Raw genomic sequence first — 15,968 nt, 5'->3', positions numbered from 1 at the left:
ATCCAAGCCGGCTTCAACAAAGACCCTGAGCTAACTCAGTTGGGAAGTACCGAATCTACACGATAGTTATCTCTTAGGGAAAGTGAACTCACAACATGTATGTTATGCTCGACTACGGGAGAAAGACGAGAAATAATGTATCTCACACTCGGAGACGTCGTAAACACATTCGGAGGGCTTCCTCATGATACTGCCATACGTCGTCGGGATCTTCACGGGACGCACAGCTGTACTGTGTCTCTTCCTGTATGTAGTTTTCGTGGCGGGGTAATTGATACATTAGTATAAAGTAGACACGAAGACTCAGATACCTATGGGTTCTCAGGCACAGTCAGATGCGGAGAAGCTCGGTCTCAAGGAGGTCGTCGCCATGGGTGTCGGAGGTATGGTCTCTGGAGGCATCTACGCTGCACTCGGGGTTGCGATGCGTCAGGCGGGGAACGCCGTACCCGTTTCGTACCTTCTCGCAGGCGTCATCACGCTCCTCACCGCCTACTCGTACATTAAGCTGACTCTCCATTTCGGAGAGAAGGGAGGTGCTTTCGCCTTCATCGACCACACGACGGAGAACCCGCATATAGCAGGCGTCACGGGATGGGTTCTGATAGTAGGGTACGTCGGCGTGATGGCGATGTACGCCTTCGCTTTCGGGGCTTACACCTTGACTGCGGTGCGCGAGATAGCCTCGGTCAGCCTGCCTCAGATACTCAGACCTGTGATCTCTGTGGGAATCGTGGGGCTCTTGGTGGGTCTCAACCTCGCCGGGGTGAGAGAGACTGGGCTTTTCGAGGACATAGCCGTCTACATCAAAATACTGATACTCCTATCTCTCGCGGCTCTCGGAGTAGTCTTCTACGACGGCAGCCTCGCGGCTGTCGACTTCTTCAACAAGGGATACGTGAGTCCGATCACGGGTTTCGCTGTGATCTTCGTGTCATACGAGGGCTTTCAGCTCCTGACATACGACTACAACGACATAGAGAACGTCGAGACTAACCTCCGGCGTGGCATGTATATAGCCATAGCCATAGCCATACTCATATACGTCTCGGTGTCCTTCATGGCGACTCTACATCTCACACCTCAGCAGTTAGTCGAACACAAGGAGACAGCACTCGCAAAGGCGGTCTCGAACATACCCATACTTGGGGGTGCGGGCTTCGTTCTCGTGATTCTGTCGGCGATGCAGAGTACATCGTCGGGAATAAACGCCACACTCTTCGGTGCTTCGAGACTCGCACACAAGGTCGCAACCGAGGGGAAGATGCCACAGGTCTTTTCATTCCGTGATAAGCAGGGTATACCTAAGTACGCGCTTGTCGTGATGGGAGTTCTCACGGCGACCTTCACCGCGCTCGGCACCCTGAGACAGATAACAGAGTTCGGCTCTGTTGCGTTCCTGATCTCCGACGCGATAGCCAACTACACCAACCTCAGAATCTACGACGAGACTGGGTCTAATCCTGTGGTTCCCGCGCTCGGGCTACTCGGTACAGTCGTTGCGATACCCATAGTTCTCCACCACCTCTACGTACACGAGTTCGGTGTCTTTGTCTCTGTGGTAGGAATATTCGCGGCTGTCTTAGTCCTCGAATTCTTCTACCTCGAACGTGAGTCGGTCGAAAAGAGGGTCGAGGAGATAGAGGATGGAGTGAAGGACAGGATATAGATAGCTACTACTCGTCACTCTCGTTCTCGTCTTTATTACAGTCACACTGCTTACGTTTACGTAGATGTTTGATGGTCTCAGAAGCCTCGTTAACAGTCCCTATTAGAGTGGTTATTTCCCTCTTGGTGGGATGGCACCTACCGAGTAGTCTTCTCATCATCCTCTTCGTCTTGTCACGTCTTCCCTCGGGATGGTCGACGGCTTCGAGGAGATCTCCGAATATACCGTGGAACCTCTCTATGTACTCGTCGTCAGCCCTGTCGTGTCTCTGTTTCTGTCTCTCATCTTCTCCGTCTCTGTGACTGTGAGACTTGCTCATCTCGTAGAGACCGACAGTGACAGCCTGTCCGAGGTTGAGAGACGGATACTCGGGGTTCGCGGGTATCGAACAGACACGGTCGAGACGTCCTATCTCCTCGTTGGTGAGCCCTGTCGACTCCCTTCCGAAGACGAGAGCGACATCGGCATCCAGATCCTCAGTCTCGTAACGTATCTCCTCCGGAGTCGCATAAGGGAACCTCGCGTGCTGTTTGGGTGAGCCCGTCGTCGCTGTGAAGCCCACGGTGTAGTAGCTCTCGACGACCTCGTCGAACCCCACGGATCGGCGCGATCTGAGTACGTCGTCAGCGTCCTGTGCGAAGCCGTATGCTTCATCGCCCTCTTCTATCCCGGGCGAATCTACCACGACGAGGTCGTCGAAGCCGAAGTTCTTAATAGACCTCGCCGCAGTGCCGACGTTCCCCGGAGTCTCGGGATCGACTAAGACGACTGAGAGATTCGGCATATCTCACTCAGTCTGGTCGAGATTCTCGTTCTGGTGTGACCCCGAGTAGGTCTCCGAAAGCTTCTCGGTCTTCTCGAAGAGTATCTGACAGATCCTCATGTCTGCCTGTATCTCCATAGGAACGTCGATCCTCAGACCGCCCTCGCCTCTTCCCTTGTAGCCCGAGTCCCAGACAGCAGTGAAGAGCATACCGCCGCTCCTCATGAGTCTGCTTCGGGGGTAGACGAAGCCGACGTGGTTCTCGGGTATCTCGACGACCTCGGCGTACTCGACTACGTAAGAGCCGGGTTCGAGTGAGTAGAACTCCCTTCCGTCTCTCTCTTCTGTCTCAATACGTTTCCTATCGGGCTTGTCGTAGTCGTCGTCGGTAAGGGTGGCTCGCGTCTCGTGTCTGTATATCTCCCGTATGCTGAGGTCGAAGCCGTTGGGCTGTACCGCTTCATCTACGTCTGTCGAGTCGGCTGGCTCGATGTGGTCAGCGACGAAGCTACCGGATCTTATCATACTCGGAGTTCGAAGTCGGAGGTAACAAACCCACCGGAAAGAAACAGACGGGTCAGCTACGTCAGCTGTAGTTCTCTGAGGGCGGCGACACCGATGAGAGCGACAGATCCAGCTAAGAGACCGAAGCCGGGCATTCCGTTTCCACCCTGTCCCTGGTTCTGTTCCCCATTCTGTGTCTCGTTCACGTCCTGAGTCTGGTTACTCGCTTCTCCGTCCTCCACGGGGGTATATACTAGCCTCAGACTCTGGTTCATCTCAATAGGTCCTTCTACCGTGACTGTGTCTTGTTTTATCCTGCCATCCGGAAGAACAGACTCCTCTGAGAGACTGTATCCTTCGGGAGCTACCACGGATAGACTCTGTCCTTCGGAAAGTCTTAGACCCCCCTCGAAGACATCGCCCACATAGACTCGGCTGTCGTCAACACGCCCGAAGTTCTCCCAGCTTAGTGTGATCGAGATGGTTCCCGTCTCGCCGTCTCTGGTTCCCTTGACTGACTTAACTGAGACCGACATATTCCTCTCGATCTCTTGGGACGCTCTCTCGGCGAACGACTTGAAGGGCGCGGCGGCTTCGTCTCCCATCTCGTTAAGTCTCGTCTGGTTCGAGAGTATCGAGTCAAAGGCTTGTCTCTCGGACTGTGTACCGAGCGAGACGTGATTGTCTATGACCAAATCTGCGTCGCCGTTGTCGTCGATGTCTATCTGTATGTCGGTCTGACCAGAGTTCTGTGCCGAGACAGAGACCGTGACTGCCGATAAAGCGATAAGGAGTAGAAGACTTACGCCTAAGAGCCGCAGTCTACGGCTCATCTTCCGTCACCTCCCTCTCCTTGTCCATCCATTCCCACGGCTCCGTTCGAGCCTGGGTTGCCCCGTCCCCCTCCTCCTCCGCGGTCGGAGTTCTGACCTCGGTTCATACCTTGACTCCCCTGCTGTGCTCCGTTACTTCCCGATCCGTTCATGTTGTCTGCCTGCTGTCCCCGATCCGGCACTCGGTCGGTTCTGTTTGTTGTGTCAACCGGGGGAGCGTGGACACGATCACGGCTGAGGTTGCGTGCTCTCTGGGCGACCTCGTGTCCCGTCATGTTACTCGCGTTCCTCGCGAGACTCATCGCACGTCTCGCCACCTCGACTGCTCCCGCTCCACGCGGACGTGTCGGTGTCTCGTTACCGACTATTCCACGTGCGAGACCACGTGTCCGGTTGAGACGGCTTCTGTTGAGGCTGACGTTACGTCTCTCGGATACATTCTCGACGTGTCCCAGGCTACGTGCGGCTTCCGAGACTCTCATGTTTATCTCAGCCATCTTCATCGCGAACTCAGTCGGTGATATGTTCCCGTTCTGAAGCTCTTCTATGAGACGTTTACGTTCCTGGTATGCGTCGGATATCTCACTGTGAATCCTCTCGACCTCGCGTTTGGCGACCCTCGACCTGTTGGTCTCGGAGGCGTTTTTGAAGGATAGGCGGAAAGACTCACGTTCGACTGCGCCCTCGATGTACTCTCTCTGGGATCTGAGGGCGATGCTTATCTCGTGTCCGAGCCCGAGACCCGGTGGTTCGGGCTGTGTGACATTCGTGGCGTTCGCGTCGGTGTCGTCGGCGTCCTGTGCGGCTACAGATACCGAGGTCGTCCCCACGACTACGACTCCGGCTAAGACGACTAATACGGCTAACACCCCGACATGCAAGTCTATATTAGACATAGGCTTCCATACATAACATGGATTTATATATCTACCTGCGCCCAAACGTCTGTCTCTCGGGTGTCAGTCTTAACATAAATAAGGGACTGACACAAAGACAGTTCTATGTTGATAGCCTTCGACTTCGACGGAACGCTCTCTGACTCCGAGATGACTGTCCTGCTCGGCGAGGAAAAGGACGTAGCCGAGGAGATAGCCGGAATCACAGACAGGGCGATGAACGGTGAGATAGGATACGCCGAGAGTCTGAGACAGCGGATAGAGCTTCTCGAAGGTCTTCCCGAAGAGAGGATGAACCACGCCTTCGAGAGAATAAAGTTCCACGAGGGCGCAGCCGACCTCATAAACGACCTGCGTGACGCGGGAGTCTTCGTAGCCATACTCACAGGAGGATTCGAGAGGGGAGTCGAGTCGATCCTCGAACGCAGCGGTATAGAGGTCGACGAGATAGTCGCTAACAGACTCGTCCTCGAAAACGGCGCGCTTACAGGAGAGGTCGAGGGAAGCCTCATAGAGGGAACCAAGGACGAGGCTCTCGAACGTCTGGCTACGTCAGAGGGTGTAGACCTCGAAGACACAATGGCTGTCGGCGACGGCGCGAACGACCTTCCGATGCTCAGAATAGCAGGCGATGCGATAGGATACGAGCCGAAGCCGACTGTCCGCGAGGAGTGTGACACAGTCGTGGCTTCTGTCGAGGAGCTAAGACGTCTCCTCGAAGAGAGAGGAGTTCTCGGGTAGAGAGTTTTCAGTCTGAGTCTGACGTCTCATACCTCACGTCGATGTAGCCTCTTCTGACACGGGTGTCTCCCAGACGAGAACCGCTCCTGACCCGAGTATAAGGACGATACCGCCGACGAAGAGGGCGAAGAGTGGCGAGACGTAGTCCGAAATCACTCCGCTTCCAAGCTGGAACGGGACGACTGTGAGACCGCTGACCATCGCCATCCCGCTCAGAACCGTGGCTCTTCCTAAGGTGGCTATCCTGTCGTTCACGTACTGTCCCGCGAACGACTTAGTGACGTCCGAGAGTCCTCTTGCGAACAGAAACGTCGGGAGAGATAACACGGGGAAGAAGTACATTCCGACGAGTGCGGCTCCGACACCGAACGGAAGGTAGAGGAACCAGGCTCGGACGCCGACGTGGTTCTTTATCGCTCCCGCGTAGTAACTGATCACAGCCCCCAGGAGACTGTAAGCCGCGTAGAACCAGCCGAGGAGTGACTCGACCTGGCTCGCGGCGACACCTAGATCTACGACGACCGTCTCGAATATGGGCTGGAGGAAGACGAAGATCAGGTATGTGACCGCGGAGTAGAGGACGTAGTAGTAGACGACGAACGCCCTGAGGTTCTTCTGTGAAACAGCGTCTTTCACGATCCGCGCGGTTCTGCGGAGACTCAGGCTCTCTGTGTCGGCGGCTTCGTAGGTCTCGGGCTCGTCGACTGTCACGAGGACTAAGGCTCCCAAGAAGGTGATAGCCGCTCCTACGAACCACGGGTACGAGAGGTCGATGCCTCCGAGGTAGCCGCCCACGACAGCCGCGACGGCTCCCGTTCCGAGAGAGACCGCCTCTCCTCTACCGCGTACGTGGGCGAATCTCTCCGAACCCAGGTCGTCTATGAGTGTGTCGTAGAGCCAGGCGTCCTCACTCCCCGACCGGAAGTTATACCCCGTAGACCAGAAGACATAGAGGAGTACGACTGTGGCGAAAGACTCCGAGAGACCGATCCCTACGAGTGTCACCGAGATGAGGAGGGTTCCGATCAGAAGGCTGTTGCGTCGTCCGACCCGGTCGCCCACGTATCCCGTCGGAATTTCGCCCACTACCGTCGTTATGTTATAGACGGCTTCGAGTATCGCTATCTGTGTGAAACTAAAACCGTTCGAGAGGAAGAAGAGGTACATGATAGGACGGTAGAACTCGTCGGCTCGCGTCGACTTGTAGAGGTAGTACTTGAGTATACTGCCTAACTCCGAGCGTTTCTGTCTGTTTAAGACGTCCATCGAACGTATCCCGGTTCGACTGTGTAGAGTAACTTTCTTCCGGTTCGTCGTGTCACTCGAAGCTCTCGTAGCCGAGGTACTCGTCGGGACTGTCCCAGCCTTCCCTGTCCTCCTGACTGTGTGCCTCCTTGAGTATCTCGTTCTGGCTGTAGACTATGTCCATGAGAGTGACTACTCCTTCGAGTTCGAGACTGTCCATCACGACGAGCTTCTTCACCGAGTTGGACTTCATCTTCTCACTAGCGGCTCTCACCGAGACGTCGGGCTCGACGGTGACGAGGGGCGAACTCATGACCTCCGAGAGAACCACGTCTGTGAACGGCTTCCGTGTCTCGTAGGTGTGTCTTAACACGTCGCTCTCGGTCATTATCCCCGTCGGATCGCCGCTCTGTGTAACTACTACGCTTCCGACACGGTTCTCCAGCATCTTGCCCACCCCTTCCTGAACAGTCTCGTCGACCTCGGCTTTCACTACGTCTCTTGACATTATCTCCTCTATAAGCATGGCTTCCCGTACCGTATACGTGAAAATATATCTGTGGGTGGTGTCAGTCGCCGACTCTGACCCCGACGAACCATCTCCATCTCTCCTCGAACCCGAACTCCGAAGAGGCTTCGAGTTCGAGAGAGTCGAGTAGATCCGCTGTCTTCGAAATACGGTCTTCGGGTGGAAGCCTCGGACAGAGACGTGCCGCGATCGCGGGTATCGAGTGGAAGAGACGTATCTCCTCGGCAGTAGTCTCGAAATCCCAACTTCCCGTCTCGACACCGAACCTCTCGTCGAGTGCCTCGTAAACGTCGTCCTCGTCGGCGTATGACGACGTTTCCGTCTGTCTCGTCTATTTCCTCTCTCGTCGAGTGCCTCGTAAACGTCGTCCTCGTCGGCGGGAGAGATGGGCTCTACCTCGGAGGACGAGAAGACACGGTCTCCGTCAGCGTCGACCCATCCGACTGGAGCCACCGCACCTACGACACCTCCTTCGTGGAGTACACGTGACGCCTCCTCGACTGCGGTGTCGGGGTCACGAACTAGAAAGAGAGACGCCGTAAATCCAACTCCTCCGAAGGAGTCGTCGGTGAACGGAAGTCTACTCATATCCGCCTGGATGCGGTACGAAGACGTGTTCTGACGGAGCATCCCACGGCTGATGTCGAGTGCGACAGCCACAGTCTGAGCCTCTTCTTCGAAGACAGATGTGCTAACACCCGTGCCCGCACCCACGTCTAAGATACAGTCGATACCGCCGTACTCAGTCCTACCGGTACGTCTCTTGGCGTCGACCATCTCCGAACACAGGAGACGAGCGAGATCTGAGAACCGGCTCGTCTGTCTCTCGTATTCCTCGTACGACGAGACACTGAGGTCGAAGTTCTCGCGCACGGCGTCTTTCATCGTCCGTGGTTGGAGATACACGTCCAACCTAAAAATGAATCCGTATTAGTTACCGACCTCTGTGTTTCGACAGGAGAGTCACTGAGGGCGATAACGTAACACGTATTTAACCTCTGTCGAGTGTTTCCCAAGGAGCAGGCTGTCCTTTACGACGCTCTGTCGGTGTCCGAGACTGCCCTTGACAGGCTGTGTTCTACGAGTTCGGCTCCAGACATCGAGTAGACGAAGACCACAGACAGGAAGAAGACACTCAGCAACCACGGCTGAGAGACAGACAGGAGCTTCGAGGACACGACTGAAAATATCCCCAGTCCGCTTACAGCGGATAGACCCATGTCACTCACGTATGAGTCGTTCTTCTCTTTCTCGGCTCCATCTCCGTCGTCGTTCTGATCCGAGAGTCCCATGTATCTCTCGATTAAGCTGTCGATACCGTCGGATATCTCTACCTCCTTCGTGTTCTCGTCGTAGTTGATAACGTCGAGCTATGAAACGGGGATTAGCGCGACCATATTTTAAGACATTCAAAACTTCCTCACACTTCTCCGACGGCTCAATCTCGTCTTGGCTGAGCCATACTTCGACCGTTAATCATGTCCGTTATTCCTAATAAAACCGGATACTCACGGAGTTGTATCTGCGTCGAGAGAGTCTAATTGAGAAATCACTGATAGAGTCAGAAGTCTGTTGTTAAGACCCCACAACGTTTTATTGTTGTAGGATTTAACAACAATGTAGTAGATGTCGGATATCGAACGCGTCGTTGATGAGACCCGGGAGTTCGAAGATACGGTAGTTCGTGCCGTGATACTCGAAGTCCCCGAATCCGAAAAGTATCCTGACGGATACAAAATACGGTTCGGGAACATTAACATTACGGGACTCAGAACGGCGAAACACTGCTTCGATACGATAACATCCATGGAGTCTTCGAGAAGCACGAAGCTGAAGAAGATCCGGTAGATGTCGATCTCGAGTACTTTGAGGCATACGAAAGTTTCAGAGAATACGTCAAGAAAAACGAAGGAGCTGATACATTATGGCGATAGAAACCGACACCAAGAACCCCGACGGAAAGAAAGTCTTACACGTCAAAGTAGCCCGAGTTAGCGCGACTCGACACCAAGACCCAGTCGCCGAGGCTATGAAAGCAATCGATGAGGACGAAGAGCCCGAAGAGAGCTACGGTCTGACACTCGAGACAGAAGAGCGAGTCGGTGAGATCTTCGACGACAGAAATCTAGAACTCATACGAACCGTAGCCCGAGAAGACGTCGAGAGTATACGTGACCTCGCACGTCGAGTAGACCGAGACGTACGCCAAGTACATGATAGAGTTACCGAGCTAGAGAAACTCGGGTTAATAGAGCTTGAAGAAGAAGGCAGGAGAAAGAAGCCCACAGTCTGGTACGACAGTATTAGCGTCGATATACCTGTTACGGCGTAGTCAGTCTGTTTCTGTTAACTGACTTGAAGTCATACCTCCCGCATTAGTAAAAAAGCAGTTAGAATTGAACATCTAACCAGACGCCGAGGGAGGGATTTGAACCCCCGTGGCTTGAAGCCACACGCTTTCCAGGCGTGCGCCCTGCCAGACTAGGCGACCTCGGCTCATCCAGTCGTATGGGGTTCGGGATTTAAAAGCTTCCGTTAGAACGCCGAAGTTATTAGTCCTCACGACCTCGTAATACTCAATGAACGACCTTCCTACGTCGGTTGCTCTCGAAACCATACCCGTGTCACAGGGTGTCAGAAAGGGGGCGACCGTCGAACTCGACAGGGACTACTTCGAGGGGCAGAGAGGAGCGATAGGCAGGACTTACGACGAGAAGGCGGCGAATATGTCCGACAGGCTTCAGGGTCTCCGTGAGTCGTACGACACCGTCGTTAACGTCAAGGTCAGAATAGGCGGAATCGACACCGAGACTCTCACAGAGGCGTCTGAGGAGCTACGCCAGAAGTTCGAGGAGACCTACGAGGCGGAGTTTCTCGACGACAACACGCCCGACGACGTCGAAGTCTTCGTCGTTCCCGAGTGGGTTCGTAGACGCGGGGGTCTGAGCTACACAGCGAGAGCCTACTTCTTCAGAGACGACGAGACGGTGAGCCCCGACGGTATCATACAGAAAAACGTCGAGTCGGTAGTCTCGGAGGACGGAGGGTTCGAGAAGTACAGGCAGTCAGTCCTCGGATACCCCGACTGTCCCGACGACGAAGACGCCGACAGTCAGGATGTCACCGAGATAGACGGCTTCGAGGTCAGGGAGGACGAGATAGGAGACAACGTCGACGACATAGTCCCGTATATCTTCGACAGCGACTACGCATACATGTACTTCTCGTCGGGATTCTCTACGACAGAGACGTGTGACGAAGCGATGAGCCTCGGAAGAGAAGTCTACCGGTGTCTCAGGGAGGAAGTCAAGGAGGGACTCGTGAGGGACTTCTTCAGGATGAACTACCTCAGATCATGGGTCGAGAGACGAGGAGAGCGGGACAGAGGTGAAGATCTCGCAAGAGAGGAGAAGTACCTCCGTCTCCCTCTTGGAGAGCTAGTCGAAGGTACGAGCTATGTCTGAGGGTTTCGGTTTCGAGATCGACTCGAAGGACTCGATGGGACGCATAGGGAGTCTCGAAGTCGGCGACAAGACTGTACAGACTCCCGCTCTGATGCCTGTCATAAACCCCCATCTCACGCGTCCCGACCTCTCGGAGGCACAGATACTCATTACGAACGCCTACATCATAAACAAGAGCGACGACTACCGCGAGAAGGCAGTCGAAGACGGTCTCCACGACAGTCTCGACTTCGACGGCGTCGTCGTGACTGACTCGGGATCGTACCAGATGAGTGTCTACGGCGAGGACGAGGTCACCCTCTCGAACCGCGAGACTGTCGAGTTCCAGGTCGAGATAGGGACTGACGTAGCCACTCCACTCGATATCCCTACTCCTCCCGACTCGTCGCACGAGACCGCCGAGGACGACTGGGAGACCACCCTCAGTAGGATAAAAGAAGCGAGGGAGATTCTCTCGGAACTCGACGCTGAGGCAGGACTCAACGTCCCCGTGCAGGGATCGACACACCCCGACCTGCGTGAGAGAGCCGGTAGGGAGGCTTCGGGTCTCGGCGACGTATACCCCGTGGGTGCGGTCGTCCCTCTGATGCAGGAGTACAGGTTCGGCGACCTCGTCGACGTCGTAGCCGCGGCGAAGAGGGGACTCGACTCCGACGCTCCCGTACATCTCTTCGGAGCGGGACATCCGATGATCTTCAGCCTCGCAGTCGCAGTCGGCTGTGATCTCTTCGACTCGGCGGCTTACGCTCTCTACGCCGAGGACGGACGTTACATCACTCCCGAGGGAACCAAGTACGTCGACGACCTCCGGGAGCTACCGTGTTCTTGTGAGGTCTGTGTCTCACACGACGCCGACGACCTCCGTGATTCACACGACCTCCTCGCACAGCACAACCTCAACGTCTCGTTTGCCGAGATGAGACGTGTGAGGCAGGCGGTCAGAGAAGGTAACCTCATAGAGCTCGTCGAACAGAGATGCCGGTCCCATCCGAAGCTCTTAGACGGTCTGAGAAACTTCGGCGACCACGCCGACCAGATAGAGAAGTACGACCCCGCCTCAAAGTCGACGGTCTTCAGCCTCGGGCTTGGACGTCGTCCCGAGGTCGTGAGACACCACAGACGTCTCGACAGGATAGGTGTCGACGACGGCGACCGGGTTCTCGTGGTTCCCACGGCTGACTACCTCGAAGACGGCTGGGAGGACGAACTCGATGTCTACACCGACGACTTCGACACCGTACTACGTCTACTTCCACCTCTCGGACCCTTCCCCGAGAGCCTGTCACACAGCTATCCCTTCAACGCCGAGGTTCCCGAAGAGCCGAGCCACGACGAGGTGGAGGCTGTCTACGAGGGCGTTCTGCGTCTCGTACGTCTCTACGATACCGACGCCGTACTCGTCTCTCCGTGGGATCATCCCCTCCTAGGAGAGATAGAAAACGAAGACGTCGATGTGATACGCAGAAGTAACGGTTCCAAGACAAGAAACAGTAACACAGAAACGGAACAACAGACATGACAGAGTACTTTGAGGTAAGAGACCACGACTCGGCGGCGAGGCTCGGTGAGATACGTCTCGACGACACGATCACGACGCCGGCTCTCGTCGGCGACGTACTCAGAGACACATACAGCAGATGGACTCAAGCAGACTCCGAGGTAGGCGAGGAGATAGAAGGCTCGTCGGACGCTGTGACGGTTCTGCCACACAGGGCGATGCCGTCGGGAACCCCCGACGAGATTGTTAAGACAGCGTCATATACAGAGGAGAAGTACGACTTCCCGACCGCGGAGGTCGTCAACGTCGAGAACCCGGTCGCGTCGGGGCGTGACGTCTACATACTCACGGGTCTCCGGAAGGGACGCGCGAGACAGGTCGTCGACGCAGTAATAGGTGCGAGGAGAACAGTCGAACCCGACTCCGCGCTCGTGGCTCCCGGGATTGCGACTCCGAGGAACGTCGCCCTACTCGCCTACCTCGGAGTCGACGGGTTCGACGAAGACTACGCCGCAGTACAGGGCTACGGGAAGACCTACATGACACGTGACCTCTCGGTCGACATCGAGGAACTCACCGAGCTACCGTGTTCCTGTGAGGTCTGTGCGGAATCAAGCCCCGACGACCTCGGCAGGGAAGACGTGGCTAAACACAACGTCTCTATGCTCCGCGCCGAAGTCGCAACGGTGCGTGACAGGATACGTAACGGACGTCTCCGCGAGTACATCGAAGGACAGGTGAGGTCGGAGAGATGGCTCGTCGAGGCGATGCGTCTCGTCGACCAGGAGCGCGACTACATAGAGACGAGAACCCCCGTCGTCAGGAACACACGTCTCGACGCCAACTCGTCGGAGACGCTCGACAGGATCGAGGTGAGGAGGTTTGCCGAACGCGTCGTCGAGAGGTACAGAGCACCCCGAACTGACGTCGGCGTCCTTCTGCCGTGTTCAGCCGGGAAGCCCTACTCCCAGTCGAAGTCACACCAGGACTTCCGGCAGGTCATACGCAGACGTGGACACGAGGTAATAGTCACGAGCCCCTTAGGGGTCGTACCCAGAGAGCTCGAAAACATCTACCCCGCGGCGCATTACGACACTCCGGTCACGGGTCGGTGGGACGCGAAGGAGAGGGAGTTCGTCTCGTCGGTCTTCGAGTCGTACGTCGAGAACAACCCCTATGACCGTCTCGTAGCACATCTCCCCGAGGAGGGCTACGGAGAGATAGTGCGTTCTGTCGTAGAGTCGAAGGACGTCGAGGTCGAGTTCACAGTCAAGGAGGACGAACATCCGCGTGACGACGACCCTCTCGAAAGACTCGGATCGGCACTCGACGGGGTCGAGAAGTCGCCCCACGGGATACTTGACAAATGGAACGTCAGAGGTGTCGTCGACTACCAGTTCGGGGAAGACGTCTTCGACTCCAAACTCGGGCTATCGGGAGTCGAGATAAGGGGCAGGCTTCCACGTCTCCGTCTCTTCGGGAGGGACGAGTACGAGGATGAACAGCTAGGTGCTCTCGTACCGACCTACGGAACCCTTGCACTCACCGTGAAAGGTGCCCAGGTCTTAGACGCCCCACGGGTCGAGATAGATGCATTCGTGCCACACGGAAACGTCCTCGCTCCCGGAGTCTTAGATGCCGACGACGAAATACGTGTGGGGGATGAGGTCTACTTCGAGGGCGAGAAGGCACGCGGCGTCGGAAGGGCGAAGATGTTCGGCGACGAGATGGCGAGGAGCACGAGAGGAGTCTCGGTAGACGTACGACATGTCGAGGAAGTCGAGTAAGTACGGCGTACTCTTTTGAGTCTGAGTCACTAAGACTGTCTATGAATGGACTCGTAGACGGAGAATGGATCGTGGGAGGCTACGATGAGACAGACGACGAGGGGAGATTCGAGAGACAGGAGGCGCGTTTCCACAGCGAGGTAAGAGATGACTCCGACGCTGACTTTCCCGTCGAGTCGGGGCGTTACCATCTCTACGTCTCGCTCGCGTGTCCGTGGGCTCACAGGACACTCATCACACGTAAGCTCAAGGGTCTCGAAGACGTCGTCTCTGTCGATGTCGTCGATCCCTTCCGTGCCGAAGACGGCTGGGAGTTTACCCCCGATAAGGACGGCTGTACTCCCGATACTGTCAACGGCGAGGAGTACCTCCGTGAGATCTACCTCAAGGCTGATCCCGACGTGACGACACGTGTCACCGTCCCCGTTTTCTGGGACAAGGAACGCGGGACTATCGTCAACAACGAGTCAGCCGAGATAACCCGGTTCCTCGACACGGAGTTTGACTCCCTCGCCGAGAACGACGTCGACCTCTATCCCGAGGGATACAGCGACGAGGTCGACCGGATAATAGACGCGATATACGAACCGATCAACAACGGCGTCTACAAGGCGGGCTTCGCCGAGACACAGGAGGCTTACGAGGAGGCGGTCGACGAGCTCTTCGACGCACTCGACCACTGGGACGACGTCCTCGCCGACCAGAGGTACTTAGCCGGAGACCGTCTCACAGAGGCGGACGTCTTTATGTTCACGACACTCGTACGTTTCGACCGCGTCTACAACATACATTTCAAATGTAGCAGACGCCGTATAGACGACTACGAGAACCTCTCGGGCTACCTGCGTGACCTCTACCAGACCCCCGGCTTCTCCGAGACAGTCGACTTCGACCACATAAAGGAACATTACTACACCACCCATCCGAGCGTCAACCCGAAACGTATCATAGCGGTTGATCCCGAGATAGACCTCGAAGACGACCACCGAAGAGACCGTCTACCCGGCTCTCCGCCTGTCTGAGAGTCCTCTCACCACTCTGAGGTTGTGGTACATGACTCGAAGACGGAGGGGCATCCAAAAACGCTTTAGGCACCCGCTACTAATCATGTAGTAGCACCGGCGAACTGGGTACTTACCGGTGCTGTGCTGACGCCAAGTCAGCAAAACCAGCCCCCACCCCACCACCCCCCAACCCCCCAACCCCACACCACCATTCTCTGCGTCTTTTTCTCTTCGTACGTCGAACCCGACGTTGACCCAATCTTTATCCCCGCTCCCACGGTAGTAGTAGAGTATGCGTAAAGCCGACCGTGGGGAAGACGCCGTATCTGTAGTCATAGGTGCGGTGTTGATGCTCGGCATCGCCATAACCTTCCTAGCTATTCTTCAAACCCAGGCAGTCCCTATCTGGAACGAGGACACCGAGTTCTCCCACAGCCAGAACGTCCAGGAGGATATCCAGAGCCTCGGAAGTGCGATAAGCTTCGTGTCTTCGTCAGGAACCCCGAGGTCGGTTACAGTCGATATGGGGGTCGAGTACACAGATAGGGTAGTCCTACAGAACCCTCCCGACGCTAGTGGCACTCTCCGGAGTATCGACGGATATCTGAATATCTCGAACGCTCAGGTCGAGTCCTCAAGAGAGACTCACGACTACTGGGACGGATCGAAGAAGGCGTTCGAGACTAGGATCATCACGTACTCTCCCAACTACAACCGGTACCAGGACGCGCCGTCGACGGTCTACGGCAACTCGATGGTCTACAACTACTGGTCAGGCGTCGCCGACTCGCAGTACAACGCCAACCTGACCCTCTCAGAACAGTCTATGATCAACGGACGTAACATAAACCTCGTCGTCCTCAACGGCTCGATCTCGACGAGCCAGGTCGAGTCGGAGACAGTCTCACTCAAGCCTAACAGCGTAATGGAGACTACTATTGCGGCGACAGACGACGGCGATCCTATCAATCTCACTATCACATCGCCTCTCACAGCGGCGAACTGGACGAGCGCGCTACAGGATGAGATAGATAA

At 55.8% G+C, this 15,968-nt stretch carries 16 protein-coding genes and 1 tRNA gene; 9 read left to right on the top strand and 8 right to left on the bottom strand.

All coding sequences use genetic code 11. The features are described 5' to 3' along the window. Nucleotides 1–313: 313 nt before the first annotated feature. Nucleotides 314–1,669, top strand: a complete 1,356-nt coding sequence (locus SV253_08785) for an APC family permease (GenBank protein MDY6776147.1) — start codon at nucleotides 314–316, stop codon at nucleotides 1,667–1,669. A gap of 7 nt (nucleotides 1,670–1,676) precedes the next feature. Here SV253_08785 and SV253_08780 read toward each other — a convergent pair whose 3' ends face one another. Genes SV253_08780 through SV253_08765 form a run of 4 tightly spaced genes read right to left on the bottom strand, consistent with a single transcriptional unit; the run spans nucleotide 1,677 to nucleotide 4,665 of the window. Then, nucleotides 1,677–2,453, bottom strand: coding sequence for a TrmH family RNA methyltransferase (locus tag SV253_08780; GenBank protein ID MDY6776146.1), 777 nt, complete (start codon nucleotides 2,451–2,453; stop codon nucleotides 1,677–1,679). A 3-nt stretch (nucleotides 2,454–2,456) separates the two neighbouring features. After that, entirely contained in the window at nucleotides 2,457–2,957 is a 501-nt protein-coding gene (locus SV253_08775) for a deoxyuridine 5'-triphosphate nucleotidohydrolase (GenBank protein MDY6776145.1), read from the bottom strand. 56 nt (nucleotides 2,958–3,013) lie between these two features. Next, nucleotides 3,014–3,769, bottom strand: a complete 756-nt coding sequence (locus SV253_08770) for a hypothetical protein (protein ID MDY6776144.1) — start codon at nucleotides 3,767–3,769, stop codon at nucleotides 3,014–3,016. After that, nucleotides 3,766–4,665, bottom strand: a complete 900-nt coding sequence (locus SV253_08765; protein ID MDY6776143.1) for a hypothetical protein — start codon at nucleotides 4,663–4,665, stop codon at nucleotides 3,766–3,768. Before SV253_08765 ends, SV253_08770 begins: the two co-directional genes overlap by 4 nt. A gap of 105 nt (nucleotides 4,666–4,770) precedes the next feature. Here SV253_08765 and serB point away from each other — a divergent pair, with 105 nt between their 5' ends. Continuing rightward, the gene (serB, locus tag SV253_08760; GenBank protein MDY6776142.1) at nucleotides 4,771–5,406 is read left to right on the top strand and encodes a phosphoserine phosphatase SerB; all 636 of its coding nucleotides are present in this window, start codon (nucleotides 4,771–4,773) and stop codon (nucleotides 5,404–5,406) included. A 33-nt stretch (nucleotides 5,407–5,439) separates the two neighbouring features. Here the strand turns inward: serB and SV253_08755 are convergent, their stop codons facing one another. The 3 genes from SV253_08755 to SV253_08745 all read right to left on the bottom strand — a co-directional run bounded on the left by SV253_08755 (nucleotide 5,440) and on the right by SV253_08745 (nucleotide 8,472). After that, on the bottom strand, nucleotides 5,440–6,672 hold the full coding sequence (locus SV253_08755) for an MFS transporter (GenBank protein ID MDY6776141.1): 1,233 nt from the start codon (nucleotides 6,670–6,672) through the stop codon (nucleotides 5,440–5,442). Nucleotides 6,673–6,724: 52 nt separating this feature from the next. Further along, nucleotides 6,725–8,065, bottom strand: coding sequence for a CBS domain-containing protein (locus SV253_08750; protein ID MDY6776140.1), 1,341 nt, complete (start codon nucleotides 8,063–8,065; stop codon nucleotides 6,725–6,727). Nucleotides 8,066–8,211: 146 nt separating this feature from the next. Then, nucleotides 8,212–8,472, bottom strand: a complete 261-nt coding sequence (locus SV253_08745) for a hypothetical protein (GenBank protein ID MDY6776139.1) — start codon at nucleotides 8,470–8,472, stop codon at nucleotides 8,212–8,214. A 334-nt stretch (nucleotides 8,473–8,806) separates the two neighbouring features. On the opposite strand from SV253_08745, the gene SV253_08740 reads away from it, so the two are divergent. Together SV253_08740 and SV253_08735 are read left to right on the top strand one after the other, a co-directional pair. Further along, entirely contained in the window at nucleotides 8,807–9,028 is a 222-nt protein-coding gene (locus SV253_08740) for a hypothetical protein (protein MDY6776138.1), read from the top strand. Nucleotides 9,029–9,104: 76 nt separating this feature from the next. Continuing rightward, the gene (locus tag SV253_08735) at nucleotides 9,105–9,512 is read left to right on the top strand and encodes a winged helix-turn-helix transcriptional regulator (protein MDY6776137.1); all 408 of its coding nucleotides are present in this window, start codon (nucleotides 9,105–9,107) and stop codon (nucleotides 9,510–9,512) included. Nucleotides 9,513–9,593: 81 nt separating this feature from the next. On the opposite strand, the gene SV253_08730 is transcribed toward SV253_08735, so the two are convergent. Then, a tRNA-Ser gene (locus SV253_08730) sits at nucleotides 9,594–9,676 on the bottom strand. A gap of 83 nt (nucleotides 9,677–9,759) precedes the next feature. On the opposite strand from SV253_08730, the gene SV253_08725 reads away from it, so the two are divergent. The 5 genes from SV253_08725 to SV253_08705 all read left to right on the top strand — a co-directional run. Continuing rightward, nucleotides 9,760–10,644: a hypothetical protein gene (locus SV253_08725; protein ID MDY6776136.1), complete on the top strand. Its 885-nt coding sequence runs from the start codon at nucleotides 9,760–9,762 to the stop codon at nucleotides 10,642–10,644. Then, the gene (gene tgtA / locus SV253_08720; protein ID MDY6776135.1) at nucleotides 10,637–12,163 is read left to right on the top strand and encodes a tRNA guanosine(15) transglycosylase TgtA; all 1,527 of its coding nucleotides are present in this window, start codon (nucleotides 10,637–10,639) and stop codon (nucleotides 12,161–12,163) included. Before SV253_08725 ends, tgtA begins: the two co-directional genes overlap by 8 nt. Next, the gene (gene arcS / locus SV253_08715; GenBank protein MDY6776134.1) at nucleotides 12,160–13,929 is read left to right on the top strand and encodes an archaeosine synthase subunit alpha; all 1,770 of its coding nucleotides are present in this window, start codon (nucleotides 12,160–12,162) and stop codon (nucleotides 13,927–13,929) included. The genes tgtA and arcS overlap by 4 nt, the downstream gene beginning before the upstream one ends. 41 nt (nucleotides 13,930–13,970) lie before the next feature. Beyond that, nucleotides 13,971–14,951, top strand: a complete 981-nt coding sequence (locus tag SV253_08710) for a glutathione S-transferase family protein (protein MDY6776133.1) — start codon at nucleotides 13,971–13,973, stop codon at nucleotides 14,949–14,951. A gap of 274 nt (nucleotides 14,952–15,225) precedes the next feature. Then, nucleotides 15,226–15,968, top strand: a 743-nt coding sequence (locus SV253_08705; GenBank protein MDY6776132.1) for a hypothetical protein, incomplete at its 3' end; no start/stop codon positions are given.

The sequence above is a fragment of the Candidatus Afararchaeum irisae genome, from assembly GCA_034190545.1.
Classification (GTDB): Archaea; Halobacteriota; Halobacteria; order Halobacteriales; family Afararchaeaceae; genus Afararchaeum; species Afararchaeum irisae.
Note: the sequence above shows the minus strand (reverse complement) of the source record. Positions and strands in the feature narration are given on the sequence as shown.